Origin of the sequence: Henriciella mobilis, assembly GCF_003576315.1 — a bacterium.
Lineage (GTDB): Bacteria > Pseudomonadota > Alphaproteobacteria > Caulobacterales > Hyphomonadaceae > Henriciella > Henriciella mobilis.
On sequence record NZ_QWFZ01000033.1, the window covers coordinates 1 to 26,421 of the forward strand.

General features: G+C 62.4%; 31 protein-coding genes. 20 read left to right on the forward strand and 11 right to left on the reverse strand.

Going from position 1 to position 26,421, the window contains the following annotated elements; genetic code table 11:
• Positions 1–471: OmpA family protein (locus tag D1227_RS14640; RefSeq protein WP_147373323.1), on the forward strand; the 471-nt coding region annotated here is incomplete at its 5' end.
• Between the two features lie 273 nt (positions 472–744).
• Here the strand turns inward: D1227_RS14640 and D1227_RS14645 are convergent.
• From D1227_RS14645 to D1227_RS14685, 9 genes are all read right to left on the reverse strand, one after another.
• Positions 745–3,015, reverse strand: coding sequence for a S9 family peptidase (locus tag D1227_RS14645; RefSeq protein ID WP_233350139.1), 2,271 nt, complete (start codon positions 3,013–3,015; stop codon positions 745–747).
• A 95-nt stretch (positions 3,016–3,110) separates the two neighbouring features.
• Positions 3,111–3,488: a limonene-1,2-epoxide hydrolase family protein gene (locus D1227_RS14650; protein WP_119405135.1), complete on the reverse strand. Its 378-nt coding sequence runs from the start codon at positions 3,486–3,488 to the stop codon at positions 3,111–3,113.
• 78 nt (positions 3,489–3,566) lie between these two features.
• On the reverse strand, positions 3,567–3,965 hold the full coding sequence (locus D1227_RS14655) for a hypothetical protein (RefSeq protein ID WP_119405136.1): 399 nt from the start codon (positions 3,963–3,965) through the stop codon (positions 3,567–3,569).
• Positions 3,962–4,381, reverse strand: a complete 420-nt coding sequence (msrB, locus tag D1227_RS14660) for a peptide-methionine (R)-S-oxide reductase MsrB (RefSeq protein ID WP_119377114.1) — start codon at positions 4,379–4,381, stop codon at positions 3,962–3,964. The genes D1227_RS14655 and msrB overlap by 4 nt, the downstream gene beginning before the upstream one ends.
• Positions 4,382–4,486: 105 nt before the next feature.
• A complete protein-coding gene (locus D1227_RS14665; RefSeq protein ID WP_119405137.1) occupies positions 4,487–4,942 on the reverse strand; it encodes a MaoC family dehydratase in 456 nt (151 codons plus the stop codon).
• 91 nt (positions 4,943–5,033) lie between these two features.
• A complete protein-coding gene (locus D1227_RS14670; protein ID WP_119405138.1) occupies positions 5,034–6,584 on the reverse strand; it encodes an acyl-CoA synthetase in 1,551 nt (516 codons plus the stop codon).
• 159 nt (positions 6,585–6,743) lie between these two features.
• On the reverse strand, positions 6,744–7,712 hold the full coding sequence (locus D1227_RS14675; protein WP_119405139.1) for a sterol desaturase family protein: 969 nt from the start codon (positions 7,710–7,712) through the stop codon (positions 6,744–6,746).
• A 106-nt stretch (positions 7,713–7,818) separates the two neighbouring features.
• Positions 7,819–8,745 (reverse strand): sterol desaturase family protein, encoded by a 927-nt coding sequence (locus D1227_RS14680; protein ID WP_119405140.1) that lies wholly within the window; start codon positions 8,743–8,745, stop codon positions 7,819–7,821.
• Positions 8,742–9,047 (reverse strand): hypothetical protein, encoded by a 306-nt coding sequence (locus D1227_RS14685; protein WP_119405141.1) that lies wholly within the window; start codon positions 9,045–9,047, stop codon positions 8,742–8,744. The genes D1227_RS14680 and D1227_RS14685 overlap by 4 nt, the downstream gene beginning before the upstream one ends.
• Positions 9,048–9,179: 132 nt before the next feature.
• Between D1227_RS14685 and D1227_RS14690 the strand changes: the two genes are divergently transcribed.
• Complete coding sequence (locus tag D1227_RS14690) at positions 9,180–10,100, forward strand: crotonase/enoyl-CoA hydratase family protein (RefSeq protein WP_119405142.1); 921 nt, start codon at positions 9,180–9,182, stop codon at positions 10,098–10,100.
• A 202-nt stretch (positions 10,101–10,302) separates the two neighbouring features.
• On the opposite strand, the gene D1227_RS14695 is transcribed toward D1227_RS14690, so the two are convergent.
• On the reverse strand, positions 10,303–11,766 hold the full coding sequence (locus D1227_RS14695) for an MFS transporter (protein ID WP_119405143.1): 1,464 nt from the start codon (positions 11,764–11,766) through the stop codon (positions 10,303–10,305).
• 179 nt (positions 11,767–11,945) lie between these two features.
• Between D1227_RS14695 and D1227_RS14700 the strand changes: the two genes are divergently transcribed.
• The 18 genes from D1227_RS14700 to D1227_RS14785 all read left to right on the forward strand — a co-directional run bounded on the left by D1227_RS14700 (position 11,946) and on the right by D1227_RS14785 (position 25,965).
• Positions 11,946–12,410, forward strand: coding sequence for a hypothetical protein (locus tag D1227_RS14700; RefSeq protein WP_233350138.1), 465 nt, complete (start codon positions 11,946–11,948; stop codon positions 12,408–12,410).
• Between the two features lie 83 nt (positions 12,411–12,493).
• Positions 12,494–13,696 carry a DUF2336 domain-containing protein gene (locus tag D1227_RS14705; protein ID WP_119405144.1) on the forward strand — a complete coding sequence of 401 codons (1,203 nt, stop codon included), beginning with the start codon at positions 12,494–12,496 and terminating at the stop codon, positions 13,694–13,696.
• 138 nt (positions 13,697–13,834) lie between these two features.
• Positions 13,835–14,341, forward strand: coding sequence for a Na+/H+ antiporter subunit E (locus D1227_RS14710; protein ID WP_119405145.1), 507 nt, complete (start codon positions 13,835–13,837; stop codon positions 14,339–14,341).
• On the forward strand, positions 14,338–14,649 hold the full coding sequence (locus D1227_RS14715) for a monovalent cation/H+ antiporter complex subunit F (RefSeq protein WP_119405146.1): 312 nt from the start codon (positions 14,338–14,340) through the stop codon (positions 14,647–14,649). The genes D1227_RS14710 and D1227_RS14715 overlap by 4 nt, the downstream gene beginning before the upstream one ends.
• The gene (mnhG, locus tag D1227_RS14720; RefSeq protein ID WP_119405147.1) at positions 14,642–15,010 is read left to right on the forward strand and encodes a monovalent cation/H(+) antiporter subunit G; all 369 of its coding nucleotides are present in this window, start codon (positions 14,642–14,644) and stop codon (positions 15,008–15,010) included. Before D1227_RS14715 ends, mnhG begins: the two co-directional genes overlap by 8 nt.
• Positions 15,007–15,606, forward strand: a complete 600-nt coding sequence (locus D1227_RS14725) for a DUF4040 domain-containing protein (protein WP_119405148.1) — start codon at positions 15,007–15,009, stop codon at positions 15,604–15,606. Before mnhG ends, D1227_RS14725 begins: the two co-directional genes overlap by 4 nt.
• Positions 15,603–16,061 carry a Na(+)/H(+) antiporter subunit B gene (locus tag D1227_RS14730; RefSeq protein ID WP_119377101.1) on the forward strand — a complete coding sequence of 153 codons (459 nt, stop codon included), beginning with the start codon at positions 15,603–15,605 and terminating at the stop codon, positions 16,059–16,061. The genes D1227_RS14725 and D1227_RS14730 overlap by 4 nt, the downstream gene beginning before the upstream one ends.
• Positions 16,061–16,579, forward strand: a complete 519-nt coding sequence (locus tag D1227_RS14735) for a cation:proton antiporter subunit C (RefSeq protein WP_119405149.1) — start codon at positions 16,061–16,063, stop codon at positions 16,577–16,579. The genes D1227_RS14730 and D1227_RS14735 overlap by 1 nt, the downstream gene beginning before the upstream one ends.
• Positions 16,576–18,111 carry a monovalent cation/H+ antiporter subunit D family protein gene (locus D1227_RS14740; RefSeq protein ID WP_199288332.1) on the forward strand — a complete coding sequence of 512 codons (1,536 nt, stop codon included), beginning with the start codon at positions 16,576–16,578 and terminating at the stop codon, positions 18,109–18,111. Before D1227_RS14735 ends, D1227_RS14740 begins: the two co-directional genes overlap by 4 nt.
• Entirely contained in the window at positions 18,108–19,589 is a 1,482-nt protein-coding gene (locus D1227_RS14745) for a proton-conducting transporter transmembrane domain-containing protein (protein ID WP_119405150.1), read from the forward strand. Before D1227_RS14740 ends, D1227_RS14745 begins: the two co-directional genes overlap by 4 nt.
• A complete protein-coding gene (locus D1227_RS14750) occupies positions 19,586–19,972 on the forward strand; it encodes a hypothetical protein (RefSeq protein WP_119405151.1) in 387 nt (128 codons plus the stop codon). Before D1227_RS14745 ends, D1227_RS14750 begins: the two co-directional genes overlap by 4 nt.
• Positions 19,969–21,717: a Na(+)/H(+) antiporter subunit D gene (locus tag D1227_RS14755; RefSeq protein WP_119405152.1), complete on the forward strand. Its 1,749-nt coding sequence runs from the start codon at positions 19,969–19,971 to the stop codon at positions 21,715–21,717. Before D1227_RS14750 ends, D1227_RS14755 begins: the two co-directional genes overlap by 4 nt.
• A 227-nt stretch (positions 21,718–21,944) precedes the next feature.
• On the forward strand, positions 21,945–22,328 hold the full coding sequence (locus tag D1227_RS14760) for a Ros/MucR family transcriptional regulator (protein WP_119405153.1): 384 nt from the start codon (positions 21,945–21,947) through the stop codon (positions 22,326–22,328).
• A 167-nt stretch (positions 22,329–22,495) separates the two neighbouring features.
• Entirely contained in the window at positions 22,496–22,987 is a 492-nt protein-coding gene (locus D1227_RS14765; protein WP_158586665.1) for a PAS domain-containing protein, read from the forward strand.
• A 98-nt stretch (positions 22,988–23,085) separates the two neighbouring features.
• The gene (locus tag D1227_RS14770; RefSeq protein WP_119405155.1) at positions 23,086–24,087 is read left to right on the forward strand and encodes an IS1595 family transposase; all 1,002 of its coding nucleotides are present in this window, start codon (positions 23,086–23,088) and stop codon (positions 24,085–24,087) included.
• Between the two features lie 99 nt (positions 24,088–24,186).
• Positions 24,187–24,522, forward strand: a complete 336-nt coding sequence (locus D1227_RS14775; protein WP_119405156.1) for a hypothetical protein — start codon at positions 24,187–24,189, stop codon at positions 24,520–24,522.
• A 97-nt stretch (positions 24,523–24,619) separates the two neighbouring features.
• The gene (locus D1227_RS19835; protein ID WP_147373324.1) at positions 24,620–25,390 is read left to right on the forward strand and encodes a hypothetical protein; all 771 of its coding nucleotides are present in this window, start codon (positions 24,620–24,622) and stop codon (positions 25,388–25,390) included.
• 197 nt (positions 25,391–25,587) lie between these two features.
• The gene (locus D1227_RS14785) at positions 25,588–25,965 is read left to right on the forward strand and encodes a helix-turn-helix domain-containing protein (protein ID WP_119405158.1); all 378 of its coding nucleotides are present in this window, start codon (positions 25,588–25,590) and stop codon (positions 25,963–25,965) included.
• On the opposite strand, the gene D1227_RS14790 is transcribed toward D1227_RS14785, so the two are convergent.
• Positions 25,928–26,353 (reverse strand): SufE family protein, encoded by a 426-nt coding sequence (locus D1227_RS14790; RefSeq protein WP_119405159.1) that lies wholly within the window; start codon positions 26,351–26,353, stop codon positions 25,928–25,930. The two genes, D1227_RS14785 and D1227_RS14790, sit on opposite strands and share 38 nt — an antisense overlap.
• Positions 26,354–26,421: the final 68 nt, after the last annotated feature.

Consider the following 26,421-nt stretch of genomic DNA (forward strand, 5'->3'; position numbering starts at 1 on the left):
CCACCACCGCCGCCGCCTCCGCCACCGCCGCCGCCGCCACCGCCGCCGCCTCCACCGCCTCCGCCGCCGCCACCGCCGCCGCCGGAAGAGGTTGAGGAAGCGCCGGTCGCAGCCTGCTCGACGCTGAACCAGGCCTTCGTGGTCTACTTCGAGTGGGACAGCTCCGACCTGACGAGCCAGGCGGCTGCCGTGATCGACCAGGCTGTTGCCAACATCCGGGCGCGTGAAGACTGTGCCCCGGGCTCGGTGACGATTGTTGGTCACACCGACACCTCGGGTGCAGCGACCTACAACGCCCGCCTGTCGCAGCGCCGTGCGGCTTCTGTCGCAACAGCACTGACGTCGCGTGGCATCGGGTCTGACATGATCTCGACCGAAGGCCGTGGTGAGAACGATCTCGCCAAGGCGACGCGCGACGGTGTTCGCGAGCCGCTGAACCGTCGTTCGGAAGTCACGATCATCGTCCGCTAGGACGGCGATCCGACAACCAGAAACAGGAATGGCCCGGCAATGCGCCGGGCCATTTTTTATGGTGCAGACTGTTGGAAACTCCGGGGATGGATGGGGCCGAGGGCGACCCGTCCGACGGTGTTTGAACGGTCTTATTTCCGTATGATTCCAGTACAATTTCAGTCTGATTCCGGTCTGGACCGGCGACCGACGCGCTGCCGGCGATAAAAAAAGCCCGCGCCGATCCTGCCGGCGCGGGCTTTCCTCATTTTCTTCCGGGACGTCCCCGTCCGGTCAGTCTTCGGCCGCGCGCGAGACGTCGAGCCCCTCGGCCTTGCCGACGGCGGCGAGCGCGAAGGCGTATTCGACCGCCGTTTCCTTCAGGCCTTCGAAGCGGCCGGTCGAGCCGCCATGGCCGGCGTCCATGTTGATGCGCAGGAAGTAGGGCCCGCCTTCAGGGGCTTCATGGCGCAGCTTCGCGGCCCATTTCGAGGGCTCCCAATAGGTGACGCGCGGGTCCGACAGGCCGCCCGTGATGAGCATGGCCGGATAGTCCTGATCGGAGACCTGGTCATAGGGGCTGTAGGCCATGATCGTGTCATAGGCCTCTGCATCGGTGATCGGGTTGCCCCATTCGGGCCATTCCGGCGGGGTGAGCGGCAGGCTCTCATCCGACATGGTGTTGACCACATCGACGAAGGGCACGGCCGCGACGATGCCGCCGAACAGGGCCGGGTCCATGTTCGAGACCGCGCCCATCAGCAGGCCGCCAGCCGAGCCGCCCATGCCGACCACGCGGCCTTCAGAGCCATAGCCATTCTCGACGAGATAACGGCCCGAGGAGACGTAGTCCTTGAAGGTGTTCTCTTTCTTGTCGAGCTTGCCATCGAGATACCACTGATAGCCCTTGGCCTGCGACCCGCGCACATGCGCGATGGCATAGATGAAGCCCCGGTCGACCAGCGACAGCCGTGACGAGGAGAAGCTCGCCGGGATGGTGATCCCGTAGGAGCCATAGCCGTAGAGCAGCAGCGGCGCGGAGCCGTCGACCGGCGTATCGGCGCGGCGCAGGATCGTAACCGGCACCGTCTCGCCGTCCCAGGCCGGTGCCTGCAGGCGTTCGACGACATAGTCTTCCGGATTATGGCCGGACGGGATCTCGCGCGTCTTGCGCAGCACCCGCTTGCGCGTTGCCATGTCATAATCATAGGTCTGGTCGGGCACGGCCGGGGATTCGTAATTGTAACGCATCACCGTCGAGTCGTATTCGCCCGAGCCGAGGCCCAGCTGGTAGGCGGCCTCGTCCATCTCGATCGTGTGCTCGTCGCCGGACTCGCGTTCGCGGATCACGATGCGGGGCAGGGCGTTCTCGCGCTCCAGCCGGACGAGGTGGTCCTTGTAGGCATCGAGGCCGAGGACAAGCGTGCCCGGCCGGTGCGGAATGACTTCTTCCCAGTTCTCGCGGCCCGGCTGGTCGATCGGGGCCTTCATGACCTTGAAGTCGACCGCGCCATCGGCATTGGTCAGGATATAGAAGGCGTCGTTCCAGTGGGTGACGTCGTATTCTTCATCTTCCTTGCGCGGCGCGATGAGCTTCGGCTCAGGCGTGCGCGCATCGGCGGGGAAGAACCAGACTTCGCCCGACGTGTGCCCGCCGGTCTCGATCATGATGTAGTCTTCGGACTCGGTCTTGCCGACGCCGACGAAGAAGCCAGGATCCTCTTCGCGATAGATCTCAACATCCTCACCGGTGTTCAGGTCGCGCTGGAAGACAGCCGTCGGGCGGCCCATATCGTCTCGCTCGACCCAGTAGAGCAGGTCGGAATCAGCGCCCCATTCAAAGCTGCCATAGGTGCCCTCGATCGGTGTGCCGACCGGCTCGCCGGTTTCGATGTCGCGGACGCTGATCGTGTAATATTCGCTGCCCTGGGTATCGATGGCATAGGCCAGCCGCTTGTGATCGGGCGAGTTGTCCATGCCGCGGATCGAGAAGTAGCTCTTGCCTTCGGCTTCCTTGTCGCCGTCGAAGAGCAGGGTTTCGGGCGCCGAGTCGTCAAAGGCCTGATCGGCCGGACGGCGGGCGTAGATCGGATATTCGCCCCCCTCGCGATAGCGCACATAATAGGCGTATGGGCCATCCTTGGCCGGCACCGAGCTGTCATCTTCCTTGATGCGCCCGCGCATTTCCTTCAGCAGCGTTTCGCGCAGGCCTTCGGTCGGATCTTCGAGGGCGGCCTTGGTGTAGGCATTCTCGGCTTCGAGGTATTCGCGGATGTCGGCGCGCAGCACGGACGGGTCGCGCATAACCTGCTGCCAGTTCTCATCCTTCATCCACTGATAGGGATCGGTGCGCGTGCGCCCAACCTGTTCGATGGTGACGGGCTCGCGTTTTGCCGTGGGCGGGGTGAGGGCGGTGCTCACCGTGTCTTCGGCGTCGTCTGCCTGTGGCGTGGATGCTGCGGATTCGGTCATGTTGTCGCTCAGCTCGGTTGCTCCGGTTTGCGTGGTGCACCCTGCAAGTAGGGCTGCGCCGGCGGCACTTGCCAGCAGAAATTTCAGACGCATGGATCAGGCTTCCCCTTCTTATCGAGAAACGAAAACCTAAGGGCTTTGAGGGGGCTGTCCAGATGATCCCTGCGCTGGGGCGGGCGAATTTTTGGTCAGCCGGTCAGGGGGCGGGTGTAAGTGGCCATGTCGAAATAGTCCCGCCACACGGCGATCTTGCCATTCGACATCTCGAAAACACCGCAGCAGGGAAGGTCGACCTTCGTCTCGCCGACCATTGTACGGTCGAGCCGTTCGGCCATCACGATGTTGCCGCTGGCTGCGATGTTGAGAAGGTCCCATTCGGTGCTGGTCCAGTCCGCAATGAAGCGCTGGATGAAGACCTTCAGCGCATCCTTTCCCTGCACGGGCTTGATCGGCATGTTGTGATAGACGCCGTCATCGGTGAAGAAAGAGACGATCTCGTCGGCGTCCAGCCGCGTCCAGGCTTCAATGAATGCCTTGATGGTCTCGATGTTGTTGGCTTCGCTCATCGTGCCGGTCCCTCCAGATAATGCTTTTGCGCTGATCCTATGGGCAGACAGGCTGCCCGGCCAGAGGGGCTTGCCAGATCAGGCGGGCTGCCCGGACGTCTTGTCCGGCTTTCGGCAGCCTTTCTGGAAGAGATTGGAATTGCTGTTGCTGACTTTCCATCGCGGCACGAAGGGCGCGTTGCAGGCCATGGTATACGGCCTGCCCGTCAGCGCGGTGTCGAGCGTCGCGGTGAAGGCCTCGCCCGGCGCCAGCGTCTGGAAGGCGCAATCGTCATCCGGGCGCCTTGTGCCATCGGCCTCCCGGCAGAGGGCGGCGACAACCGGTACATCGCATGTGTTGGCGAGGGCGCCATCGACGCGGCTTACGCAGTGGCCGGCATAGGCGGTGCGCTCGGGATAGGCGAGGCGTGTCCCGATCCAGGCCAGTGCCGAAAAGCCGATGAAGCCCGCAATGATGGCGAGCGTGCGCCGGTTCATGCAGGCCGGAAGTCCAGCACGACGCCGTTGATGCACCAGCGCTCGCCGGTTGGCGGCGGGCCGTCCTTGAAGACGTGGCCCATATGCAGCCCGCAGGTCGCGCAATGGCATTCGGTGCGCGGCATGATCATCTTGAAATCGCGCTTGGTGTCGACGGCGGTTTCGCGGATCGGCTTGTAAAAGCTCGGCCAGCCGGTGCCGGAGTCGAATTTGTGCTCCGACGACCAGAGCGGCGTCCCGCAGCCGACGCAGTGATAGACGCCGTCGCGTTTCTCGTCATTCAGCGTCGATGTGAAGGCGCGCTCGGTGCCGTCCTTCACGCCGACGCGGAACTGTTCTTCCGTCAGCTGTTCGCGCCATTCCTTCTCGGATTTCGAGACGCGCTTGAAATTGTCAGCCGGTTTCGGTGGAAGCATGGGGAGGCTCCTTTGTCTGCTGGGCTGAATATAGGGCTGGCGCGGCCAACAAAAAAGCCGGGCATGGTGGCCCGGCTTCCTGTCGGTTGGTCAGGCATCCGCGCCCTAGCCGTACACCACGGTCAGCGTCTCGGCGACGAGGGCCGGGCGGTCCTGGCCTTCGATCTCGATCGTCGCTTCCATGCGGGTCTGCTTGCCGCCAGCCTTCGGCTCGACCGCGAGGCATTTCTGGCGCAGGCGGACCTTGGAGCCGACCGGGACCATGTTGGTGAAGCGCACCTTGTCGGAGCCGTAATTGATGCCGCGCGTCGTGCCTTCGATGCGCAGGACCTCCGCGCCGAGCATGGGCAGCAGCGACAGGGTCAGGAAGCCGTGCGCGATCGGGCCGCCCATTTCCTTCGTCGCGCGCTCGACATCGACGTGGATCCACTGGTGGTCGCCGGTCGCGTCGGCGAACTTGTTGACGCGGTCCTGGTCGATCGTGACCCAGTCGGACACGCCGACTTCCTGGCCAGCGATGGATTCAAGGTCGTTGTAATGGACTTTTTTCGGGTCAGCCATTTCTTCTGTTTCCTTCCTCAAGGCTTTGAATCTGATAGCGCTTTATTGCGTTGTAATGGCACCGGGTGCAAGCACCAGCCGGGCTTGTGCGCTATACAATCGTCGAGTCTTGCTTGCCCCAGTAGCGGTCGCGCACGAGGCGCTTGTACAGCTTGCCGGTCGGATGGCGCGGCAGGGCCGGATCGAAATCGACCGATTTCGGGCATTTGATCTTGGCAAGCTTGGAGCGGCAGAACTCGAGCAGCTCTTCGGCCACCTCCTCGTTCTCGGCAACGCCCTCAGCCAGCTGGACGACGGCTTTCACCTCTTCGCCGAACTCCTCGTTCGGAACGCCGATCACCGCGACATCGGCCACTTTCGGGTGCGTGATGAGCACGTTCTCGGCTTCCTGCGGATAGATGTTCACGCCGCCGGAAATGATCATGAAGGCCTTGCGGTCGGTGAGGTAGAGGAAGCCGTCCTCGTCGAGCTTGCCGACATCGCCGAGCGTCGACCATTCCGGATGCTTGGGGTTGAGGGCGCCCTTCGTCTTCTCCGGGTCGTTGTGATAGTTCGGCGGCGTCGTGCCGCTGTAATAGATCGTGCCCGGCTCGCCGACGGGGAGTTCGTTGCCTTCCTCGTCGCAGATGTGAAGCTCGCCATGCACCGGCCGTCCGACCGAGCCCTTGTGGTTCAGCCAGTCGCTTGAGTTGATCCAGGTCATGCCATTGCCTTCCGAGCCGGCATAATACTCCTCGATCACCGGGCCCCACCATTTGATCATCTGCTCCTTGACCGGGATCGGGCAGGGCGCGGCGGCGTGGATGGCAGAGACGAGCGAGGAGACATCATACTTCTCGCGCACCTCTTCCGGCAGCTTCAGCATCTTCACGAACATGGTCGGCACGAGCTGGGTGTGGGTGACCTTGTACTTCTCGACCAGGGCCAGGAATTTCTCCGGGTCGAACTTCTCCATGATGATCAGCGTCGCCCCGAAACGGGTGAACGTCATGCACCAGCGCAGGGGGGCAGCGTGGTAGAGCGGGGCGGGCGACAGGTAGACCATGTCCGGTCCGTCGGCCTTGGCCAGCGCCTTGGCGAGGGCGAGCAGCACGTTCGGCTCGTCGATCTTCTGGCCAAGTTCCAGCGGCGGGCGGATGCCCTTCGGCCGGCCGGTCGTCCCCGAGGAATAGAGCATGTCGGTGCCGGCCATCTCGTCGGCAACCGGCGTGTCAGGCTGCTGCGCGCGGAGCTCTTCAAGCGACTGGTACTCGACGATGTCGCCATCGATGGACCAGTAGGCGTCGAGGTCCGTGATCTGGCGCACCTCGGTGGCGACACCACTGAGTCCCGCCGACGCGATCAGCACCTTTGCGCCTGAATCCTCGACAATGTACTGCACCTCGGGCGCCGTCAGGCGGGACGAGATGCAGACATAATAAAGGCCCGAACGCTGCGCGGCCCAGGCGATCTCGAAATAGCGCGGGCTGTTCTCGGCAAAGATGGCAATCGTGTCGCCGGGATTGACGCCATGCGCGCGGAACAGGTGGGCAATCTGGTTCGAGCGCTGGTCGAGCTGCTTGAACGTAACCGTCTCGCCCGAACTGGCCATGATATAAGCGGGGGCGTCCGGTTTGGACTTGGCAAGATGACTGGGATGCATTGGCTGTAGGTCTCCTCCGGTCGGCGTGCGCTCTAGCGGCGCAGGTCGCGCTTGTGATCTGCTGCGTTTTTAGCAAGACCGGGGGCCTCGTCCATGCCCGACGCTGGGGAAGGATGCGGTGTCTGGCTGTAGCGCCGGTGGCAAGGCGGAGGACCGGGCCTATTCGGCGGCGATCTTCATGGCTTCCGGCGCGGAGTCCTCTTCGATGAGGTCGTCTTCATCCGCGGCCAGGCCAGCCGCCATGCGTGCCCGCCATTCGGCCTTCAGCTCTTCGCTGCGCTGGTGATCGCCATCGGGTGACCAGCCGGGCGGATTGACGGCGCGCCGTGCCCAATGGTGCGGTTTCAGCCCGTCGCGCCAGAAGTCGGCAAACAGGCCGCCAAACCCATGAAAGGCGACGACGAGCGGGTTGTGCGATCGCAGCGGCCTGACGATGCCATAGCGCGTTGCCTCATCGGCTGCCTCCGGCACGAAGCTGCCGAACAGCCGGTCCCAGATGATCAGCGTGCCGCCGTAATTTGAATCGAGGTATTCCGGATTGGTCGCATGGTGCACGCGGTGATGCGACGGTGTGACGAAGATCGCCTCGACCCAGGCGGGCAGCTTGCCGATGGCTTCGGTATGGATCCAGAGCTGGTAGGCCAGGTGCACGCTGGAGGCGCCGAGGACAATGACGACCGGAAAGCCGAGCAGGACCATCGGGATGCCGGTGAACAGGAGGCCGGTCAGCGGCCCTGTCCAGGGCTGGCGCAGCGCCGTTGTCAGGTTGTAGTGCTCGCTTGAATGGTGGGTCACATGCTCGGCCCAGAACCAGCGCATGCGGTGGCCGGCGCGGTGTTTCCAGTAATAGAGAAAGTCATGCAGGATATAGCCGGTGACGCATGTGGTCAGGCTTACGCCCAGATCGATCACGCGCCAGTGCGCCGCCAGCGCCATGCCGCCCAGCGACAGGAAAGCCAGCGCGGAATTGATCATGATATTGCCGGCACACATGGAGATCGAGGTCGCCGCGTCCCTGGCGCAGTAGCGCCCGTTGATCCGGCCCTTGCGGACCGCCCACCATTCGATTGCAATCGCAGCCAATACAACAGGTGTGGCGATCAAACCCAGTACTGGCAATTGCGTCATCGGCCGCGAACCTCGTCATCTACTCAAACCCGGATCACGTAAACGTGAAGTCATTTCGAGGCTCAAGGGTTCCACTGTGCGACAAGCTGTCGGGCAGGCCGTCTGGTCAGGTTTTTGGCAGGCCGGGCGTGCCCGCATCCTCGGGGTGCGCGGCGACCCAGGCGGCTTTCAGTTCGGCCGAGCGGTTATGCTTGCCGTCCGGGCTCCAGCCGGGCCCGTTGATGCAGCGGCGCAGCCAGCGGTCCGGCCGCAGACCATCGTGCCAGCAGTCGCGCATCAGGCCGAACGCTTCATGGAAGGCGACCGTCAGCGGGTTGTAGCTGGCGAGCGGCTTGACGATCCCGTAGGTCGGCGGGTCGCTTTCAAGCTCGGGCACGAAGCTGCCGAACATCTTGTCCCAGATGATGAAGACGCCGGCATAATTGCTGTCGAGATAGCGCGGATTGATGGCGTGGTGGACGCGGTGATGGGAGGGTGTGTTCATCACCGCTTCGAACCAGGCCGGCATTTTCCCGATGGCCTCTGTGTGGATCCAGAACTGGTAGACGAGGTTCAGCCCGCCGACGAAGAAGATGAAAAGCGGGTGGAAGCCCAGGAAGACCAGCGGCAGGCCGATCCAGATCAGGCCGGTGAACGGTCCGAACCATGGCTGGCGAAGCGCGGTGGTGAGGTTGTAATGCGTCGAGGAGTGGTGGGTGACATGCTCCATCCAGAACCAGCGCATGCGGTGGGCGAGGCGGTGCTTCCAGTAATAGACTAGGTCATAGGCGACGAAGAGGCCGATCAGGCTCCACCAGGTCACCGGGATCTCGGCCACGCGGAACGGCCAGACCAGCATCATCATCCAGAGGGCGATCGTGCCGGTCAGCGTGTTCACGACAAGATTGCCAATCCCCATCGCCATCGAGGTGATGGCGTCCTTCGTCTCATAGCGCCCGCCAGCACGCCCGGTCTTGACCGCCCACCATTCCCAGATGACGGACAGGACGAAAGCCGGCGCCGCCAGCGTGGTCGGTGATGGCCAGTCGATCATGACTTGCGCGTGCCCGATGCGCCGCTGGCGCCGCTCATGCCGAAGAACAGGCCGGTCCCGATGATAAAGCCGAGATTGTAGGTCCAGCCCGAATTCGGCACGGCGTAGAGTGCCATGTCCTCGACGAAGAACGTGCCGATGAAGGCGAAGATGATTCCAAAGCCCTGAACGAGGCCGAGGAAGAAGCCGGGCGGGTCGCCCGGTGTCACGACAATCTCGGGCTGGCGCGCGCAAGCGGTGGCCGCCAGGGCAAGCGACAGGGCCAGGGCAGGCCGCCAGATTTTACGCAGCAGGGCTCTCATGTGCGTAAATCTGACACGAGCGTCAGATTTTTTGAAGAGCGAAAAGCCGTCCGATTGGTGCTTGACGGACGTGGGGGAAATCCGCCTCTCTGGCGCCATCGAGACGATCAACACCAATTGGGAGAGCCGCCGATGAGCGCAACTGTCATCAAGGAATTCGAGCAGATCAAGCTGGAGAAGGAGAACGGCATTGCCGTGCTGACGCTCTACCGGCCGGACAAGATGAACGCGTTCACCGGCAAGATGATGCAGGAAATGATCGCCGCCTTCGACGAGACCGACAAGGATGACGATGTGAAGGTCGTCATCGTGACGGGCTCTGGCGAGCGGGCTTTCTGTGCCGGGGCAGACCTCTCGGAAGGCGCGAAGACGTTCGACTATGACGCGCGCGCCTCCTCGGGCGAAGCGGGCCGGACGGACAAGACCGACATCCAGCGCGATGGCGGCGGACGCGTGACGCTGCGCATCTTCGAAAGCCTGAAGCCGGTCATCGGCGCGATCAATGGCGCGGCCGTCGGTATCGGCGTGACAATGCAGCTGCCGATGGATATCCGCATCGCCTCGGACAATGCCCGCTTCGGCTTCGTCTTCAACAGCCGCGGCATCAATCCGGAAGCCGCCTCGAGCTGGTTCCTGCCGCGCCTGGTCGGCATCTCCAAAGCGCTGGAATGGTGCTATACGGGCCGCGTCTTCCCGGCCTCCGAAGCGCTGGCCGGCGGGCTTGTTTCCGAAGTCGTGCCGCAGCCCGACCTGATGAAGCGGGCCAAGGAACTGGCCACCGAGATCGCCACCAAGACCGCGCCGGTCTCCAATGCGCTCACCCGTCACATGATGTGGCGCATGCTGGGCGCGTCTCACCCGATGGAAGCGCACATCGTCGATTCGGCAGCCATCTATGAGCGCGGCCAGTCGCCGGATGCGAAAGAGGGTGTGATGAGCTTCCTCGAAAAGCGGGCCGCCGAGTACACCGTGCCGGTGTCGAGCGGCATGCCGACCTTCTTCCCGTGGTGGGAGGATCCGTCCTTCAAGTGGATTTCGAAGAAAGGCGGCTGAGGCGCCTTGGCGGCTTGAACGGGTAGCCGGCCGCAATGGCCAGGCTACCCGCTCCAGGAGGCCGGCTCGGGCGTCGAGGGGAGGGAACGCCGGCTCCTGACTTCCGCATGTGGAAAATCAGACGCCCGGCGCAAGGGATTCCGTCGCCCCCGGCTGCATTAAATGTCGTTCATTCAAGAGACTGCGCCGACAGCCAGCCCCATCAGGCGCGGCCTGGGCTCACATTCTTCATGTTCCAGATCGGCGTGCGGATCACCATCCAGATGATCAGGATGGTCATGCCGAGGGCCGGGACCACGGCCACGCGCTGCGGCTGGTCGGGGAAGAAGTCGACCAGCCAGCCCATCAGCGCCGCGCCGAAGGGGGCGCCCGCCATGAAGCCGAGCTGGTAGATCGACAGCACGCGCGCCAGCTGGTCCTTCGGGGCGGCATCCTGCACGATGGAGCGGCTCATCGCGATGGAGACCCCGGCAGCAAGACCCCATGCGAAGACAATGCTGAGGAAAACCCAGTGGGGCGGTTTGGCCAGCATGATCAGGATGGCGAGCGAGCCGAGCAGTTGGGCGGTGAGCAGCAACCGGCCCTGACGCTTGATATGGCGGAACACTGACAGCGCCACCGATGACACGAAAGCGCCGAGCCAGAAGGTCACGAACATGTCGCGGATGCCGTCCGAAGCAAGACCGTAAATGTCCCGGTTGATGATTGGCAGGACGACGAGGAAGGAGCCGATCACGAAGATGCCGACGCCGAACATCAGCGCCGTCATCGCCCACAGCTTGGCATTGGCCAGCACCACCTGGAAGCCTTCATGAATGTCCCCGAACGCCGCACCGAGGCCCGAGCGGCCCGTCTGGACGCTGCGTCCGCGCGCCAGGAAGATCGCAAAGCCGGTGCCCAGGGCGACAATGATCGCCTGGAAGGTTAGCAGTTCCCAGCTCGGGATCGGGCCGATTGAGAAGCCGCCGAGAAAGTCCGGCATCCGGGTCAGCTTGTCGGCATAGCCGCCAATGATGAGGCCGGCGATCTGTGCAGCGAACTGCGCAATCGTTGCGAAGGCGACGCCCTGCTGCAGGGTCACGCCTGACCCGACCCGCGAGCGCCGGTCGACCACCTCATTGAGCACCGAATCGCGCGCCGGCATCATGAAGGCGCCGACCGTGCCCATCGCGATTCCGTAGATGATCATGAATCCATAGGCGAGATTGCCGGTGGCCAGCACGAAGGCGAGGCCGGCCGCGGGCAGGGCGGCGGCAAAGTGCAGGATCATCAGGAGCGGCTTGCTGCGCGAGCGTTCCGCGATCACCCCGCCCAGCAGCAGGAAGATCACCGACGGGCCGGACAGCGCCATGTTGGCAAGGCCAAGCTCGGTCCCGTCCAGGCCCAGCCGGTTGGTGATGAGATAGGGGAACAGCACCATCTGCAGCCCGAAGGCCATGTACCAGCTGCACTGGATCAGGAGGTAGGCGGGCAGTTCGGATTTCACCCAGCGATGCGTGCGCCGGGCAAACAGCGAGCGGGCGGTGAATTCCAGCGAGGTGCCAGCACCGGTCGCGCTGTCGATGCCGCTGACCGGAGACTTGATCTGGACGGTGCGGTCGTCCTCGAGGCCGTCGAGGTCGATGTCTTCCTCGCCGGTTTCCGCGTCGCGGTTGTCATCCGTCATTCGGTACGCTCTCACCTCTGTATTGGGGCAACTTATAGGCCGCGTTCCGATAGAAAAGCAAAAAGGCGCAGTCTCGCCTTGCGTAAGCTTCGCAGCGCAGTGTGGTTAACGTGTCATTGTTTTCTGCGAGCATGTCGTTATCCTCCGGAATCTGTCGAGTTGAGAGGGACAAACCGGCCATGCGTGGACTGCGCCTTCTGGCGAGCTGGGTGCTCGCGCTGTTCCTGATCTTCATGTTCCTGCAGGCAACGGTCCACCCGCTGCCCAATCCCCCCGAGGGGATGGTGAAGCTGTTCGACCGGCCAAGCGAGAACATCGTCTTCCAGACCATGGCGACGAAGACGGGCATGGACTGGCTCGAACCGACGGGCCGCGTCCTGATTGCGATTGCGGAGCTTCTGGCCTGTCTTTTCCTGCTTATCCCGTACTCACGCCGGTTCGGCGCGGTGCTGTCCTTCTTCATCCTGGCCGGCGCGCTGACGGCGCACCTGATGCCTGATGTGCTTGGCCGTGAAGTGCCGTTGGCCATAGGCTCCAGCGAGACTGATGGCGGGCGGCTCTTTGCCCTCGCGATCGCGATGCTGGCGGTGTCGATGTTGTTGATCTTCGTCCACCCCGGCAAGCGCCGGAATCCGTTTCGCTAGCAGCTGAAGCGGACGTCAACCAAACTCAATATTAACGACTCCCTGCGAGGTTCGGCGCCTGATAAGTTGAACCCGGTCCAGTCATGGCAGACATTGTAGAGCTTCCCGACTCCCCGAAGATCGGCCGCGCCCGACGCGTACTGCTGCGCCGGCTGATCGACTTCGTCGCGCTGCCTGCCACGGCGGCCGCCCCGCAGGACCGGTCCATGGCCGGTGACATCCTGCTCGACATGCTGTTTCACGCGACCGAGGAAGAACGGATTTTCTGTGCCCAGCGCCTGAAGATCACGAAGGAAGCGCCGCGCCGCCTGATGCGCTACCTTGCCCAGTGCAAGGTCGAGGTGGCGCGCTATGTCCTTGAAGACAACGAAGTCTACGACGGCTCAGACCTTTGCGAGTTCATCGACAACACCACGCTTGAGCACCGGCTGCTGATTGCCCGGCGCAAGCGTATCGACCCGGCTGTCGCCGAGCGGCTGTGCAAGCGCGACGAGCCGGCCGTTCTGAAGGCGCTGCTGCAGAATAATGGAGCAGTCATTCCCGAAGCTGGCATGGACCAGCTGGTTGAGCATTCGCGCAAGCACGAATCCCTGACCGCCCTCATCATCAAGCGGCTTGAGCTGATTCCGAGCCAGGCCATGGCGATGTTCTGGTGGTCCGATGGGGCGACGCGCCGCGCGATCCTGCAGCGCCAGGCGGCTGACCGCCTGGAGCTCGTCGATCTGTGCTCCGACGTCTTCGCCATCGCTGCCGAGGAATCCTGGAACGATCCGATTGCCACCAAGACGCTGCAGCTGATCGAGCGGCGCCAGCGCAACCGGCGGGCCATTCGCCAAAGCGAGTTCGACAGCCTCGAGCATGCTGTCGAAGTGGCCGCGGAAAAGGGGCTGAACCCCGAAATTGCCCAGGAGATCGGTTTCCTGGCCGGGGTCAAACCCGTCACCATCGCCAAGATCCTGTCGGACGCAGGCGGGGAAGGGCTGGCCGTGCTCTGCAAGGCAACCGGCCTGAAGCGCGCCTACCTGCCGCTGCTCTGGAAGGCGCTGCGCCGGCCGATGGAACTCGATACAGGCGAGCCGCATCCGCAATTTGCCTATGTCCGGGAAACCTATGAGCTCCTGTCGGTCGCCAAGGCGCAGACAACCCTGCGGTACTGGAACTGGTCGCTGTCTGCCTCCTATGCGCCGCGACCGGCTGCGGATGTATCCAGTGAAGAGGAACTGGCGCCGGCCCAGGAGCAGTATTCCGCCTCCGAACGCACGGCCCGCCTGGTTTTCGGGCGCTGAGACGTAGTTCTCCGTTGCCGCAAAAACAGCCATTGCGTCAATTTGGCCACTGACAGCTGCTTGGGTCTGGTCAAACCTTGCCCGAGCAATTAACAGCGACGATAAACGTGCAGCAGCAATTGTCGGAGCGGGTTTCGCGTGGGCTACTTTCTGGGGCTGATCGTTGTCTTGGGCGCGCTTTGGCTCGGTTTATCGGGCATGTTCAAGCCGCTGCTCCTGACACTGTCCGTCATATCGATTCTGATTTCGATCCTTCTGGCCGCACGGCTTAACACCGTCGACAGGGAAGGCGTGCCCTATGCGCGCACACCAAACCTGTTTCTCTACTGGGGCTGGCTGGTCATCGAGATCTTCAAGGCGAACTGGCCGGTCATCCGCGCCTGTGTCAGCGCCGATCTCGACATCAATCCGGCGCTGGTGAAGGTGAAGACACGCTGCGAAAGCGACCTCGCCAAAACCATCTTCGCGAACTCCATCACGCTGACGCCGGGTACGGTGACGGTCGAGGTCGAGGGCGACAAACTACTTGTCCATGCCCTGTTCGAGGAATCGGCGACACCGGACGCCTTCACGGAAATGGATGAACGCTCGTGGCGGGCCGCCGATGGCCGCCAGGCGGGCAAGACAACACAGGTGAAAGCATGATCGGTGCTGCCGCCATCGCCCTGATCGTCGCGATTGCCCTGATGCTGATCCGGGCGCTGCGCGGGCCGACCCTCTATGATCGCGTGCTCGCGGTGAACTCGCTCGGCACCAAGATCGTGCTGTTCATCGGTATTCTCGGCTTTGTGCTGGGACGGCCGGACTTCCTTGATATTGCGGTGCTTTATGCGCTGATCAACTTCGTTTCGACGATCGCGATCCTGAAATTCTTCCGCTATCGCTCCTTCCAGGTGCCGCTGATGCGCCGGACGGTGGCGCGCCAGACACAGCCGGAGGGCGACGATGTCTGAGATCCTGAACGTGATCATGACGATCAAGCCCATCCTGGGCGCGCTGCTCTGCCTGATCGGGGCCGGCCTGGCGGTGATCGGCACGGTTGGCGTCCTGCGCTTTCCCGATTTCTACACCCGCCTGCACGCCGCCAGCGTGACCGATACCGGCGCGGCGACCATTGCGATTGTCGGCATGGCGCTGCTGGCGCCGAGCTGGCTCATCGTGTTCAAGCTCGCCGCGATCTGGCTGTTCCTGTTCCTGACCGGCCCGACAGGGTCGCATGCGCTTGCCAATGCGGCGCACACGGCTGGCCTGCAGCCGGTCATCGGCCGCCAGCGCGACCGGGCCGGGGAGTCCGACTCTGAGGAGGCATCATGACCGGATACGAAGGCGCCGACCTCGCCATTGCGCTGATCAATGTCATCCTGCTCGGCCTGCTATTTGTCGTGGCGATTGCGATTGCCCGCATGCGCAGCCTGTTCGCCATCGTCATGCTGTCGGGCATCTATTCGCTGATCTCGGCGACCTGGTTCGTGGCGCTGGATGCGGTCGACGTGGCGTTTACCGAAGCCGCCGTGGGCGCGGGCATTTCCACGGCGCTGCTGCTCGGCGCGATGCTGCTGACCTCGCGCACCGCCAAGCCGGAGAAGCGCTCGACGGCCATCGTGCCGCTGCTCGTCGTGATCGCTGTGGGCTGCATGCTGGTCTATGCGACCATCGACCTGCCGGCCTTCGGCGATCCGGACAGCCCGGCCAATACCTATGTCGGCACCGCCTATATTGAGCGCACACCGCAGGATATCGGCGTTCCAAACATCGTGACCGCCGTGCTCGCCTCCTATCGGGGCTTTGATACGCTGGGCGAGGTTGGTGTTGTTTTCGCCGCGGCGCTGGCGGTGATCCTGCTGCTCGGCTTCGGTGAGCGCTCGCTCTCGGCTACGATCGGCCGCAAGGACAAGGGAGGACGCGGATGAGCCAGAAGACCGATCATCACGTGATCCTGCGGGTTGTCGCCAAGCCGCTGATCCCGATCATTTCACTGTTCGCCTTCTATGTGCAGTTCCACGGCGACTACAGCCCGGGCGGCGGCTTCCAGGCCGGCGTCATCTTTGCCGTGGCCGTGATTCTCTATGCGCTGATCTTCGGCATTGCGCCGGCCATGCGGGCGGTGCCGCCGGTCTTTACCCGGTCGCTCGCTGCCTTCGGCTTCCTGCTTTATGCCGGTGTCGGCGTCTGGGCACTGATCATGGGCGGGAATTTCCTCGACTATGACGCGCTCTTCAACGAACCGCCGGGCGGCCATGACGGCCAGCACTACGGCATCCTGCTGATCGAGCTTGGCGTGCTGCTCGCCGTGGCCGGGTCGATGCTGTCGATCTTCTACGCCTTTGCCGGGCGGGTCACCGAAATCAAGGATGAGGACTGGTAATGCTGGAATTCATCCTGGAGCGCGGCAATTACTGGGCGATCATCGGCCTGATGATGATCGGCCTCTATACGCTGTTTGCGGCCACCAATCTGATCAAGCGGCTGGTCGGTCTGTCGATCTTCCAGACTTCGATCATCCTGTTCTACATCTCGCTGAGCCGTATCGATGGCGGCACCGCGCCGATCCTCTACGGCAAGGATGCCAAGGGCCATGGCGGCGGACATGGCGAGGAGGCAGCCGCCGCCTATGGCGCCGATGCGGCGCATGGCGCTGCCGATGCGGCTCATGGTGCGGCCAGCCACGGCTTCGAACACGTCTATTCCAACCCGCTGCCACACGTTCTGATGCTGACTGCGATTGTCGTGGGCGTCGCCACCCTGGCGGTCGGCCTCGCCATCGTCGTGCGCATCCGTGAAGCCTACGGGACCATCGAGGCCGACGAGATCCGCGACATGGATCTCGACGTGGCGCTGGCACAATACGCTGAGGACCATCCAGGCGAGGCGAATCCGGCATGATCGAGTGGATTCTTGAACTGGCGCCGGCATGGGCCGAAGCGCATGCCCCGGCTCTGATTGTCGTCCTGCCGCTGCTGGCCGGTCCGATTTGCGCCTTCCTGCCCGGGCAGGGCCGCACGGCCTGGCTGTTCACCGTCCTTGTGACGGGCCTTTGCACGCTGCTCGCACTTGTCCTGCTCGCGCAGGTCCAGTCGGTCGAGGGCGGGGCGATTATCTCCTATGCCATGGGTGGCTGGGAGCCGCCCTTCGGCATCGAGTTCCGCATCGACGCGCTGAACGTGCTGGTCCTGCTGCTGGTCAGCGTGATCGCCTTCCTTACCAGCATCTTTGGCTGGCCGTCGATCCAGGCGGAGATCAATGAGGAAAAGCGCGCCATGTTCTTCGGCGCCTTCCAGGTCTGCTTCATGGGCCTCTTGGGCGTGACGGCGACGGGCGACGCGTTCAACCTCTTTGTCTTCCTCGAGCTGTCCTCCATCGCGACCTATGTGCTCGTCGCACTCGGCTCCGGCCGTGACCGGCGCGCGCTGCCCGCGGCGATCAATTATCTCCTCATGGGGACAATCGGCGCGAGCTTCTATGTCGTCGGCGTCGGCTTCCTTTACGCCTCGACGGGCACGCTCAATATGGCCGATCTCGCCGTGCGCCTGCAGGATGTCGGCGGCAACCGCGCGGTGCAGGTCGGCTTTGCCTTCATCCTGGTCGGGCTTGGCCTGAAGGCCGCGATGTTCCCGCTGCACCAGTGGCTGCCCAATGCCTATTCCTACAGCCCGAGCTTCGTGACCGCTTTCCTCGCCGCGACGGCGACCAAGGTGGCGATCTATGCGCTGGTGCGGTTCCTGTTCTCGGTCTTCTCGCTGGAATACATCTTCGAGGGCGCCAGCCTTGCGCTGATCCTCGCGCCGATGGGGATCGCGGCGATGCTCGCCTGTTCGTTCCAGGCCATATTCCAGAGCGACATTCGACGGACGCTGGCCTACTCATCGGTTGCCCAGGTTGGCTACATGCTGCTCGGCATTTCGCTTGGCACCGCAGCCGGCGTTTCGGCGGGCATGTTTCACCTCGTCAACCACGCCCTGATGAAGGGCGCTCTATTCATGGCGGTGGCCGGTGTCGTGCTGACCTATAAGGGGACACGCATCCATGATTTCGCGGGCCTCGGCCGCTCGGCGCCGTGGACGATGACCGCCTTTGCGATTGGCGCCCTGTCGCTGATCGGCGTTCCGCTGACGGCCGGCTTCCAGTCGAAATTCGCCCTGGTCTCCGCGCTGTTGTCGAGCGGCTGGTGGTGGGCGGCGATGATTGTCGTCTTCTCCTCGGTCCTGGCGGTGATCTATATGGGGCGCATCCTGGAGGCGGTCTTCTTCCGCCCACCGAACAACCCGCAAAAGCGCCACAAGGAGGCGCCGATGCTGCTGCTCGTGCCGCTCTGGATCCTGGCGCTCGCCAATATCTGGGTCGGTATCAATGGCAACTTCGTCTCGGGCCTGGCTGACAATGCCGCCGCCGCACTCTTCGTGGGAGGCGCCCAATGACCGGTGAAACCCTGATTATTGCGGCGCTGCTGATCCCGCTGGTCACGGCTGCCGGTATCTTCTTCGCCGGCAAGCTGCCGGATGTCCGCGAAGGCGTGACGCTTCTCGGTGCAGGCGCGCTGTTCGTGGTGTCTGTCTGGCTGGCGGGCACGGTTACCAGCGATGCGCCGGCCGAACTCCTGCTTGGTACCTCGGTGCCGGGGCTGGACTTCGCCTTCAAGATGGAGCCGCTGGGCGCGATGTTCGCGCTGATCGCGAGCGGGCTGTGGATCGTCAACAGCTTCTATTCCATCGGCTATATGCGCGGAAACCGGGAGCGGAATCAGACGCGCTTCTATATCTGCTTCGCCATTGCGCTGCTGGGCGCTGTCGGCGTCGCCATGGCCGCCAACCTGTTCACCCTGTTCGTCTTCTATGAAGTGCTGACCCTGTCGACCTTCCCGCTGGTCGCGCACAAGGAAGATTCCAACGCCCTGCGCGGCGGGCGTATCTACCTGATGACGCTGCTCGCGACCTCGATCGGCCTGTTCCTTGTCGCCATCATCTGGACCGCCACCCTGGCTGGCGGAATGGATTTCGTACCAGGCGGCCTGCTCGCCAATGCTGAAGGCGTCACGCCCGTCATCGCCAGCGCGCTCCTGATCCTGTTTGCCTTCGGGATCGGCAAGGCGGCGCTGATGCCGGTCCATTTCTGGCTGCCCAATGCCATGGTGGCCCCAACGCCCGTCTCGGCGCTGCTGCACGCTGTCGCCGTTGTGAAGGCGGGCGTGTTCACGATGGCGAAAGTCGGCCTCTATGTGTTCGGCTATGACCTCCTGAAGGAGACTCCGGCGCGCGATTTCGTGCTCGGTGTTGCCTGCTTCACCATTGTGGTCGCGTCGCTGATTGCGCTCACCAAGGATGACCTGAAGGCCCGGCTTGCCTATTCGACCGTCGGTCAGCTCGCCTATGTCACTGCCGGTGTAATGCTGGCCACGCAGGCCGGCATGATGGGCGGGGCGCTGCAGATTCCAGCCCACGCTTTCGGCAAGATGACGCTCTTCATGTGTGCAGGCGCGATCTATGTCGCGACGGGCAAGAAGGCGATTTCGGAGATGCGCGGCCTCGGGCGGCGTATGCCCTGGGTGTTCGGGGCCTTCCTTGTCGGCTCGCTCTCGATCATCGGGATTCCGCCTTTCGCCGGGGCCTGGCCGAAAGTGCTGCTGATGCTCGGCTCTTCCGATTCCGGCGACAGCTATGTTGCCTGGGTGCTGATCATCTCCTCGCTTCTCAATATTGCCTACCTGCTGCCGATCGCCATTCTCGGCCTCATGCCGCCCAAGGGTACGCCGGAACCGGCGCCCTACAAGCGGCCTGAGGGTGCACCGATCTTCACGGTCGCGGCGCCGGTTTTCACCGCCGTCGGCACGCTTGTCCTGTTCTTCTTCATGGGCGAGCTCTACGACTTTCTCCTGCCAGCCATCGGAGGCCAGCCATGAGCGACTCCACCAAGCCGCCCCATCTGAGCGATCATGGCGAGCATGCGCTGCCTGATGACAGCCAGACCTCGCCGGTTGCCAAAGTCCTGTTCGGCTGGACGTCGAAGCCGTGGACGGGACGTGTCCTGTTCATCCTTCTGGGTGTTGTTTCGCTGGGCCTGGTCCTGGTTGAGCCGCTGCTCGAAGCCATGGCCGGGGAGGGGCATCACTTCCGCCACACCTATTTCAACATCGACGGCATCACCGCCTTCCATGCCTGGTGGGGCTTCGGCGCCTTTGCGCTGGTCGTGCTGGCCGGCTGGCCGCTCGGCCGGCTGATGCGCCGCGACGAGGACTATTACAAGGACGAGGCCGAACCGGCCGGTGAGGAGCCCCACGAATGAGCGGACTTCTCTCCACCATCAATCCGGGTCTTGTCCTGATCCTGGCCGGCGTGATTGCCGGACTGACGCCGATCCAGCGCGTCCGCCAGGGGCTTGCGCTGATTGCGCCGGTCCTGGCCCTTGTGATGCTGCTGGCCGCACCGCGTGAGACCGACCTCGCCACGATGAGCCTGATGGGCTTCGACATGGTGCTCTACCGCGTCGATTCGCTGTCCTTCATCTTTGCGCTCGCCTTCCTGATCGCGGCCTTCATCAACGCTGTCTACGCGCTGCACAATGACAACCAGCTCGAGGACTCCATGGCGATGTCCTATATGGGCGCGGCTGTGGCGGCCTGTTTCTGCGGCGACTTCATCAGCCTGTTCGTGTTCTGGGAGCTGACGGCGGTGACCTCCGTCTTCCTGATCTTCCTGTCGGGCACGCGCGCCGCCTACAAGGCAGGGATGCGCTATCTCGGCCTGCACGTCCTGTCGGGCGTGATGCTGCTGTTCGGGGCGATGCAGCTCTATTTCGATACCGGCGATATCAGCGTGCGCCAGCTCGAGCTCGGCAATCCGGGCGTGCTGCTCATCTTCCTCGCGCTCGGCATCAAGGCCGGGTTCCCCTTCCTGCACACCTGGCTGGCGGACGCCTATCCGAAGGCCACGGTGACGGGCACGGTTGTGCTCTCGGCCTTCACCACCAAGCTCGCCATCTATGCGCTGGCCCGCATTTTCCCCGGCGAGCAGAGCCTGATCTGGATCGGCGCGATCATGACCGTCTATCCGGTCTTCTTCGCGGTCATCGAAAACGACCTGCGCAAGGTCCTGTCCTTCTCGCTGAACAACCAGCTGGGCTTCATGGTCTGCGCGATCGGCGTCGGCACGCCGCTGGCGCTGAATGGCGCGGCCGCGCACGCCTTCTGTCACATCATGTACAAGTCGCTCCTGTTCATGAGCATGGGCGCGGTCCTCTACCGCACCGGCACGACCAAGGCGACGGAGCTTGGCGGGCTTTACCGCACCATGCCGTGGACGACGCTGTTCTGCCTGATCGGCGCGGCCTCGATCTCGGCCTTCCCGCTGTTCTCCGGCTTCGTGTCGAAATCGCTGACGATGAGCGCGGTGGCCGGCGGCGGATTCCTGATCCCGTGGCTGATGCTGCTGTTTGCCTCTGCTGGTGTGCTTGAGCATTCGGGCATCAAGATCCCGTATTTCGCCTTCTTCGGCCATGACAGCGGCAAGCGCCCGCGCGAGGCGCCGTTCAACATGCTGCTCGCCATGGGCGCGGCGGCTTTCATCTGCGTGGGCGTCGGCCTGCCGGCCATCATGCCGGGCTTCGGCTTCGACTGGCTGTACTCGATCCTGCCCTTCGCGGACGACCCGTATACGGCGCGGTACGAGCCCTATACGGCCGATCACATCCTGACGCAGATGCAGCTGCTGGTGCTGGCTATCTTCGCCTTCGCTGTGCTGCAGCGCATCGGGGCCTATCCGCCGGAGAAACGCGGGATCATCCTCGATACCGACATCCTCTGGCGCAAGATCGGTTACGGCCTCGCGCGCTGGTCGGGCACGGTCTGGACGAAGGTCGGACCGGCGATGACCGGCGTGGTCGGCGGCCTGACAGGGCGGGCTTTCAACCGGCTCGAGGCGGCGTTTAGCCCACGCGGCACAATGGCGCGGGGCGGGCTGAACAACAGCATGGCGATCTGGACGGTCGTCCTGCTTGGCCTGTCACTGCTCGTCGCCTTCTTCATCCGTTGAACAGGGCCCGGCATTGCCGGGCCTGACTTGCGCGATCTGCGGCAAATAATAGATAGATTTTGATTGCTGGCTGGGGCAGAAGTTCTGGCGAAAGACACTGCAGGGGACTAGGATCTGCAATGGAAGCAACTATTTACACGTCAATCCGTTTGTAAGTAGAAGACAAGATCAAGATAATTCTGTTGGAGTAAAAAGTGGACGCAACCGTAGATAATGGCGCTTCGCCGATGACCGACGCGCTTGAACTGACGACGGAGATCGTCGCGGCCTATGTCAGCAACAATCCTGTGCAGAGCAGCGAGCTCTCCAATCTCATTCGCAGCGTTCATGAGACCTTGCAGGGGCTGTCCGGGCCGGCTGCGGAGGTCACGGAAGCCAAGCCCGCCATTCCGGTGAAGAAGTCCGTTACCGACGATTACATCATCTGCCTGGAAGACGGGAAGAAGTTCAAATCCCTGAAGCGGCACCTGCGCGCCAAGTATGACATGACGCCGGAGGAGTATCGGGAGAAGTGGGGCCTGCCTTACGATTACCCGATGGTCGCGCCCAGCTATGCCCGCAAGCGCTCGAAGCTGGCAAAGCAGATGGGGCTTGGCACCGGTAAAAAGTGATAGACTAGGATGCCGTAATACTTTGTTTCGGACCCGAAACGGAAAAGTTACGAAACCGAAACAAAGTATTCATTCAGTCATAGTTAATTTTTTACATACAGAACTCTTGTCGAGGGAGTCGAATTCAGCCACACATGACGTATCACAACGTCACGGGGGTGGCTGAGATGACTGCTAAAGCAGGTTTTCGCGGGCTGAATGCCGCACAGAGGGAAATCGTTTCCCATTGGTATGAGGTCAAAGGCGACCGGCTCGTTCCGGGCAAGGCCGATATCGACCCGGGCGCCCTGAGGGCGCATCTTGCTTCCATTTCCATTGTCGAAGTCGATTTTCGCGGACAGGCGCGCTTCCGGATTGCCGGGTCGGGCCTGCGCCGGATCCTCGGCGGTGAGATGCGGGGCAGGCTTATTAATGAGCTCGAGCGTGACAAGGCCGACATGTGGTCGCTTGGCCTGATGGCGGCGATCGACCGGATCGAACCGGTCGGCGGAATCATCGACCGCGCCAAGGACCGTCATGCCTGGCTGCGCCTGCCGCTCGGCAGCGCCGGCACATCGAGCTTCGTGCTTTGCCACGATGTCCTGCTGGCGCATGAGGTGCCTGAGGAACCCAAGGGCTTTGGCCTGTTTTCCGCTGCGCCGTCTGGATTGGCCGCCTGATTCTTTTCGGATTGATTTCCTGAAATAGGAAAAATATCCTAATTATATACTTGACAAAGCACCGCCGTTGGGGCATCCCATAACCAACGGAGGCTGTCATGTCCATTGACCTTACAAATCCGATCTTCACCGACGAGGACGCAGCGCGCGAGCATCTTGAAGCGCAGCGCTGGCCTGACGGTCCAGTGTGCCCGCATTGCGGTGCCATGGAAGATCACGTGCATGCCATCAAGGGCGCGCGTGCCCGTCCGTCCAAGGCCCACCCGGAAGGCAAGGAGCGCAAGGGCCTCTACCAGTGCAATGCCTGTCGCCAGCAGTTCACCGTTACCGTCAAGACCGTGTTCGAGCGCTCCAAGGTGCCGCTCAACAAGTGGCTTGCCGCCACCTACATGATGGCGTCTTCAAAAAAGGGTGTCTCTGCTCACCAGATCCACCGCACGCTTGGCGTCACCTACAAGACCGCCTGGTTCATGATGCACCGCATTCGCGAAGCCATGAAGGAAGACACCGACTCTTCCGGCCCGCTGGGTGGCGAGGGCAAGATTGTCGAAGCTGACGAGACCTATATCGGCAAGCGTGACGTGCCTTACGTCTCACCGCGCCGCAAGAAGGAAGGCCGCCCCTTCATCAAGTCAGGCGGAAACCAGAAGCGCCCTGTTGTTGCTCTTGTCGAGCGTGGCGGCCGCGTGCGTTCCTTCCATGTCCGCATCGCAACCAAGTCTCAGGTCCGCGACATTCTGGTCCGCAATGCTGACCGCAAGTCGGTCCTGCACACCGACGAGTCACGCCTCTACACCACGACAGGCCGTGAGTATGCCGATCACAAGACGGTCAATCACTCGGCTGGCGAGTATGTCCGCGAGGGCGTGCACACCAACACGATTGAGAACGTCTTCTCTGTCTTCAAGCGCGGCATGAAAGGCATCTACCAGCACTGCGGCGAAGCTCACCTGCACCGCTACCTGTCAGAGTTCGACTTCCGCTATAACCGCCGTCAGGCCCTCGGCATCAATGACGAGGAGCGCCACAACCAGCTTCTCAAGAGCCTCGGTGGCAAGCGCCTGACCTATCGGCGGACTGGTGAAGCCGCGCTCGCCTAAGCAGAAGGCGAGAGCCTTCATGCGCTACAGGAGGCGCCAAAAGACTCGACTCAAGTGACCGATTTGCCGACTATTTCTCCCGCATAAGTGGGAGGGATAATGAGCAAAGACGATGAGTTTTTGCGTCAGCTTGATGAGCTAGGCGAAGCCGAAGTTGAAATCAGGATTGCGCAGCGCGTTTATGGTAATCGACGCAAGGCGTTGGCCGAGCAATGGCTCGCCAATCAAGAGCGCTCCCGCAATGAGTCTTCCCAAGCCGAGCAAATCGAAATTGCTCGTTCGGCCAAAGACGCAGCATGGGAAGCCGCGCGGGCAGCGCGGGAAGCAAACCAGCACGCAAAAACGGCCAACATTATCGCCACAATAGCGCTGATAGCGGCGCTAATCTCTATTGCGGTCACGATCTTTCGCCCCTTCCTTTTTGGAAGTCCGTGATTGTGACCGCCCCTTCTTCATTTCCTCCTGCGGCTTTGGCTCTTGAGCCATCATCCGCTTGAGGGTGTCGTTGAATTTATCGTCTTTGGAGTTGATCATGCCTCGTAATCCTACGTTCGAGTCTCGAAGCGCTCAAACGATTTTAGCGCACGCAGACCTCAGGCTGCGCGAGCTTGAAACCGCAGAAAAGGTATTCAACGAACGCTGTCCCTACAGACTCTTTACCGAGCGAGACTTTGATACCGGGCACATCCTTTTCAAAGCGAAGATCATTGAAAGCCCCCCCCTCAGTATGGTCCCTATAGCGTTCGACGTTTTGGGCGCCCTCAGATCCAGCCTCGATCATGTCGTCTACGATGCATCCAAGAGATTGGGAGGAAAGCCGCGCCCGAAATACACGAAGTTCCCGTTTGGAAAGACCAAGGGCGGAGCCAAAAACGACCTCGGGCGTAAGCGCTCTGAAGTTCCCGCCGCCCTCCACCCATATCTGCTCAGCTTCAAGCCTTATATGCGAGGAAATAAAACCCTCTGGGCCCTGAACGAGTTTCGCAACCACAAAATCCACAGAACACTTGGCCTTTTGGCTATGGCCACCACTACCTTTGCTATTAATACAGGACGCATTGGGGTGCTTCATTTCGATCAAGTTTCTGAGTGGGACGGCCGAAAACGTGAGCTTACCTACCTTCGCGCCACTAGGGTCGAAGACGTTAATGTGGAAATGCAAGTCTCCCTCAATGTAACCTTCCAGGAGATTCCTTCTCTTAAGCGAGAACCCGCGATCCGGCTTCTCCGCAAAATGCTTGCAGACTGCCAGAAAATCGTTTCCGGCGTCGAGAGCAAGACCGTCGATCTTCTGCGCGCCTGACTGTGACGGCCCATCGGCCATAGCGTAATCTCCTTACCGAGACTCCGCCCTTTCATGTTTGTGATTTGAATGCCGGCCTGTCGTCAGGAGAAATAGTCGAATCAGGCTGCTTTGTCACGTACATAATTAGGAAAAATATCCTACACCTGTTCCCGGTGCCCTAGGCTTGGCGCATCGATACTGAACAGGAGCAGGATATGAAACGTGCAGCCAGGCAGAAGGATGAGCTGAACGTGCGGCTGGCCGCCGGGATTACGGGGTTTTCGCTCGGGATTCCGTCAGAGGCGATTCTCAATGGCGAGCAGCGCGAACACCGGATTGCGCGGGCCCGGCAGGTCGCCATGTATCTCAGCCATGTCGTGCTCGGAATGAGTCTTGCCCGCATTGCCGCCGCTACGGGGCGGGACCGGTCCACCGTGGCCTATGGCTGCCACAAGATAGAGGATTTCCGCGACGACCCGCGCATGGATGACTGGCTGGATGATCTGGAGATTCGTCTTCGCAGCGCTGCAGGCCTGGACGCTGGAATGCGGCCGCCTAGTCCGCCACCGGCTGAGCATCTGCCGCTGACCTGATCCGGTCCAGCATGGCTCTCAGCCCGTTGGAGCGCTGGGCCGACAGGGCGCCCGTAACACCGATCTTCTCCAGGAAGGCCGGGGCGTCGAAGGCCTGGATTTCTTCACGGGGCGCGCCCGAATAGAGCCGGATCAGCAGGGCGATCAGCCCGGACACGATCATCGCGTCAGATTCGGCGCGGATGCTCAGCGTTCCGTCAGGCGCCTCGTCCAGCACCATCCAGACCTGCGAGGCGCAGCCCCGGACTTTCGTGTCTTCATTGCGTTCTTCGGGTTCAAGATGGGGATTGGCCTTGCCCAGGTCGATGATGTGGGCGTAGCGGGTTTCCCAGTCATCGAGAAACTCGAAGTCTGCAGCAATCTCGTCGGCGCGGTCCTGTATGGTCATGGCCCTTATTTGGTCCGGCTGGCTGCAAAAGAAAACCCCGGTCCGTCAGGAACGGCCCGGGGCAAGAG

Coding starts and splice junctions, on each gene's coding strand:
- D1227_RS14760 (WP_119405153.1), top strand. CDS start 21,945: ATGACCGACGCGCTTGAACTGACGACGGAGATCGTCGCGGCCTATGTC.
- D1227_RS14790 (WP_119405159.1), bottom strand. CDS start 26,353: ATGACCATACAGGACCGCGCCGACGAGATTGCTGCAGACTTCGAGTTT.
- D1227_RS14645 (WP_233350139.1), bottom strand. CDS start 3,015: ATGCGTCTGAAATTTCTGCTGGCAAGTGCCGCCGGCGCAGCCCTACTT.
- D1227_RS14690 (WP_119405142.1), top strand. CDS start 9,180: ATGAGCGCAACTGTCATCAAGGAATTCGAGCAGATCAAGCTGGAGAAG.
- D1227_RS14665 (WP_119405137.1), bottom strand. CDS start 4,942: ATGGCTGACCCGAAAAAAGTCCATTACAACGACCTTGAATCCATCGCT.
- D1227_RS14695 (WP_119405143.1), bottom strand. CDS start 11,766: ATGACGGATGACAACCGCGACGCGGAAACCGGCGAGGAAGACATCGAC.
- D1227_RS14650 (WP_119405135.1), bottom strand. CDS start 3,488: ATGAGCGAAGCCAACAACATCGAGACCATCAAGGCATTCATTGAAGCC.
- D1227_RS14735 (WP_119405149.1), top strand. CDS start 16,061: ATGCTGGAATTCATCCTGGAGCGCGGCAATTACTGGGCGATCATCGGC.
- D1227_RS14785 (WP_119405158.1), top strand. CDS start 25,588: ATGAAACGTGCAGCCAGGCAGAAGGATGAGCTGAACGTGCGGCTGGCC.
- D1227_RS14715 (WP_119405146.1), top strand. CDS start 14,338: ATGATCGGTGCTGCCGCCATCGCCCTGATCGTCGCGATTGCCCTGATG.
- D1227_RS14765 (WP_158586665.1), top strand. CDS start 22,496: ATGACTGCTAAAGCAGGTTTTCGCGGGCTGAATGCCGCACAGAGGGAA.
- D1227_RS14670 (WP_119405138.1), bottom strand. CDS start 6,584: ATGCATCCCAGTCATCTTGCCAAGTCCAAACCGGACGCCCCCGCTTAT.
- D1227_RS14705 (WP_119405144.1), top strand. CDS start 12,494: ATGGCAGACATTGTAGAGCTTCCCGACTCCCCGAAGATCGGCCGCGCC.
- D1227_RS14755 (WP_119405152.1), top strand. CDS start 19,969: ATGAGCGGACTTCTCTCCACCATCAATCCGGGTCTTGTCCTGATCCTG.
- D1227_RS14740 (WP_199288332.1), top strand. CDS start 16,576: ATGATCGAGTGGATTCTTGAACTGGCGCCGGCATGGGCCGAAGCGCAT.
- D1227_RS14680 (WP_119405140.1), bottom strand. CDS start 8,745: ATGATCGACTGGCCATCACCGACCACGCTGGCGGCGCCGGCTTTCGTC.
- D1227_RS14700 (WP_233350138.1), top strand. CDS start 11,946: ATGCGTGGACTGCGCCTTCTGGCGAGCTGGGTGCTCGCGCTGTTCCTG.
- msrB (WP_119377114.1), bottom strand. CDS start 4,381: ATGCTTCCACCGAAACCGGCTGACAATTTCAAGCGCGTCTCGAAATCC.
- D1227_RS19835 (WP_147373324.1), top strand. CDS start 24,620: ATGCCTCGTAATCCTACGTTCGAGTCTCGAAGCGCTCAAACGATTTTA.
- D1227_RS14770 (WP_119405155.1), top strand. CDS start 23,086: ATGTCCATTGACCTTACAAATCCGATCTTCACCGACGAGGACGCAGCG.
- D1227_RS14775 (WP_119405156.1), top strand. CDS start 24,187: ATGAGCAAAGACGATGAGTTTTTGCGTCAGCTTGATGAGCTAGGCGAA.
- D1227_RS14675 (WP_119405139.1), bottom strand. CDS start 7,712: ATGACGCAATTGCCAGTACTGGGTTTGATCGCCACACCTGTTGTATTG.
- D1227_RS14730 (WP_119377101.1), top strand. CDS start 15,603: ATGAGCCAGAAGACCGATCATCACGTGATCCTGCGGGTTGTCGCCAAG.
- mnhG (WP_119405147.1), top strand. CDS start 14,642: ATGTCTGAGATCCTGAACGTGATCATGACGATCAAGCCCATCCTGGGC.
- D1227_RS14685 (WP_119405141.1), bottom strand. CDS start 9,047: ATGAGAGCCCTGCTGCGTAAAATCTGGCGGCCTGCCCTGGCCCTGTCG.
- D1227_RS14725 (WP_119405148.1), top strand. CDS start 15,007: ATGACCGGATACGAAGGCGCCGACCTCGCCATTGCGCTGATCAATGTC.
- D1227_RS14750 (WP_119405151.1), top strand. CDS start 19,586: ATGAGCGACTCCACCAAGCCGCCCCATCTGAGCGATCATGGCGAGCAT.
- D1227_RS14745 (WP_119405150.1), top strand. CDS start 18,108: ATGACCGGTGAAACCCTGATTATTGCGGCGCTGCTGATCCCGCTGGTC.
- D1227_RS14655 (WP_119405136.1), bottom strand. CDS start 3,965: ATGAACCGGCGCACGCTCGCCATCATTGCGGGCTTCATCGGCTTTTCG.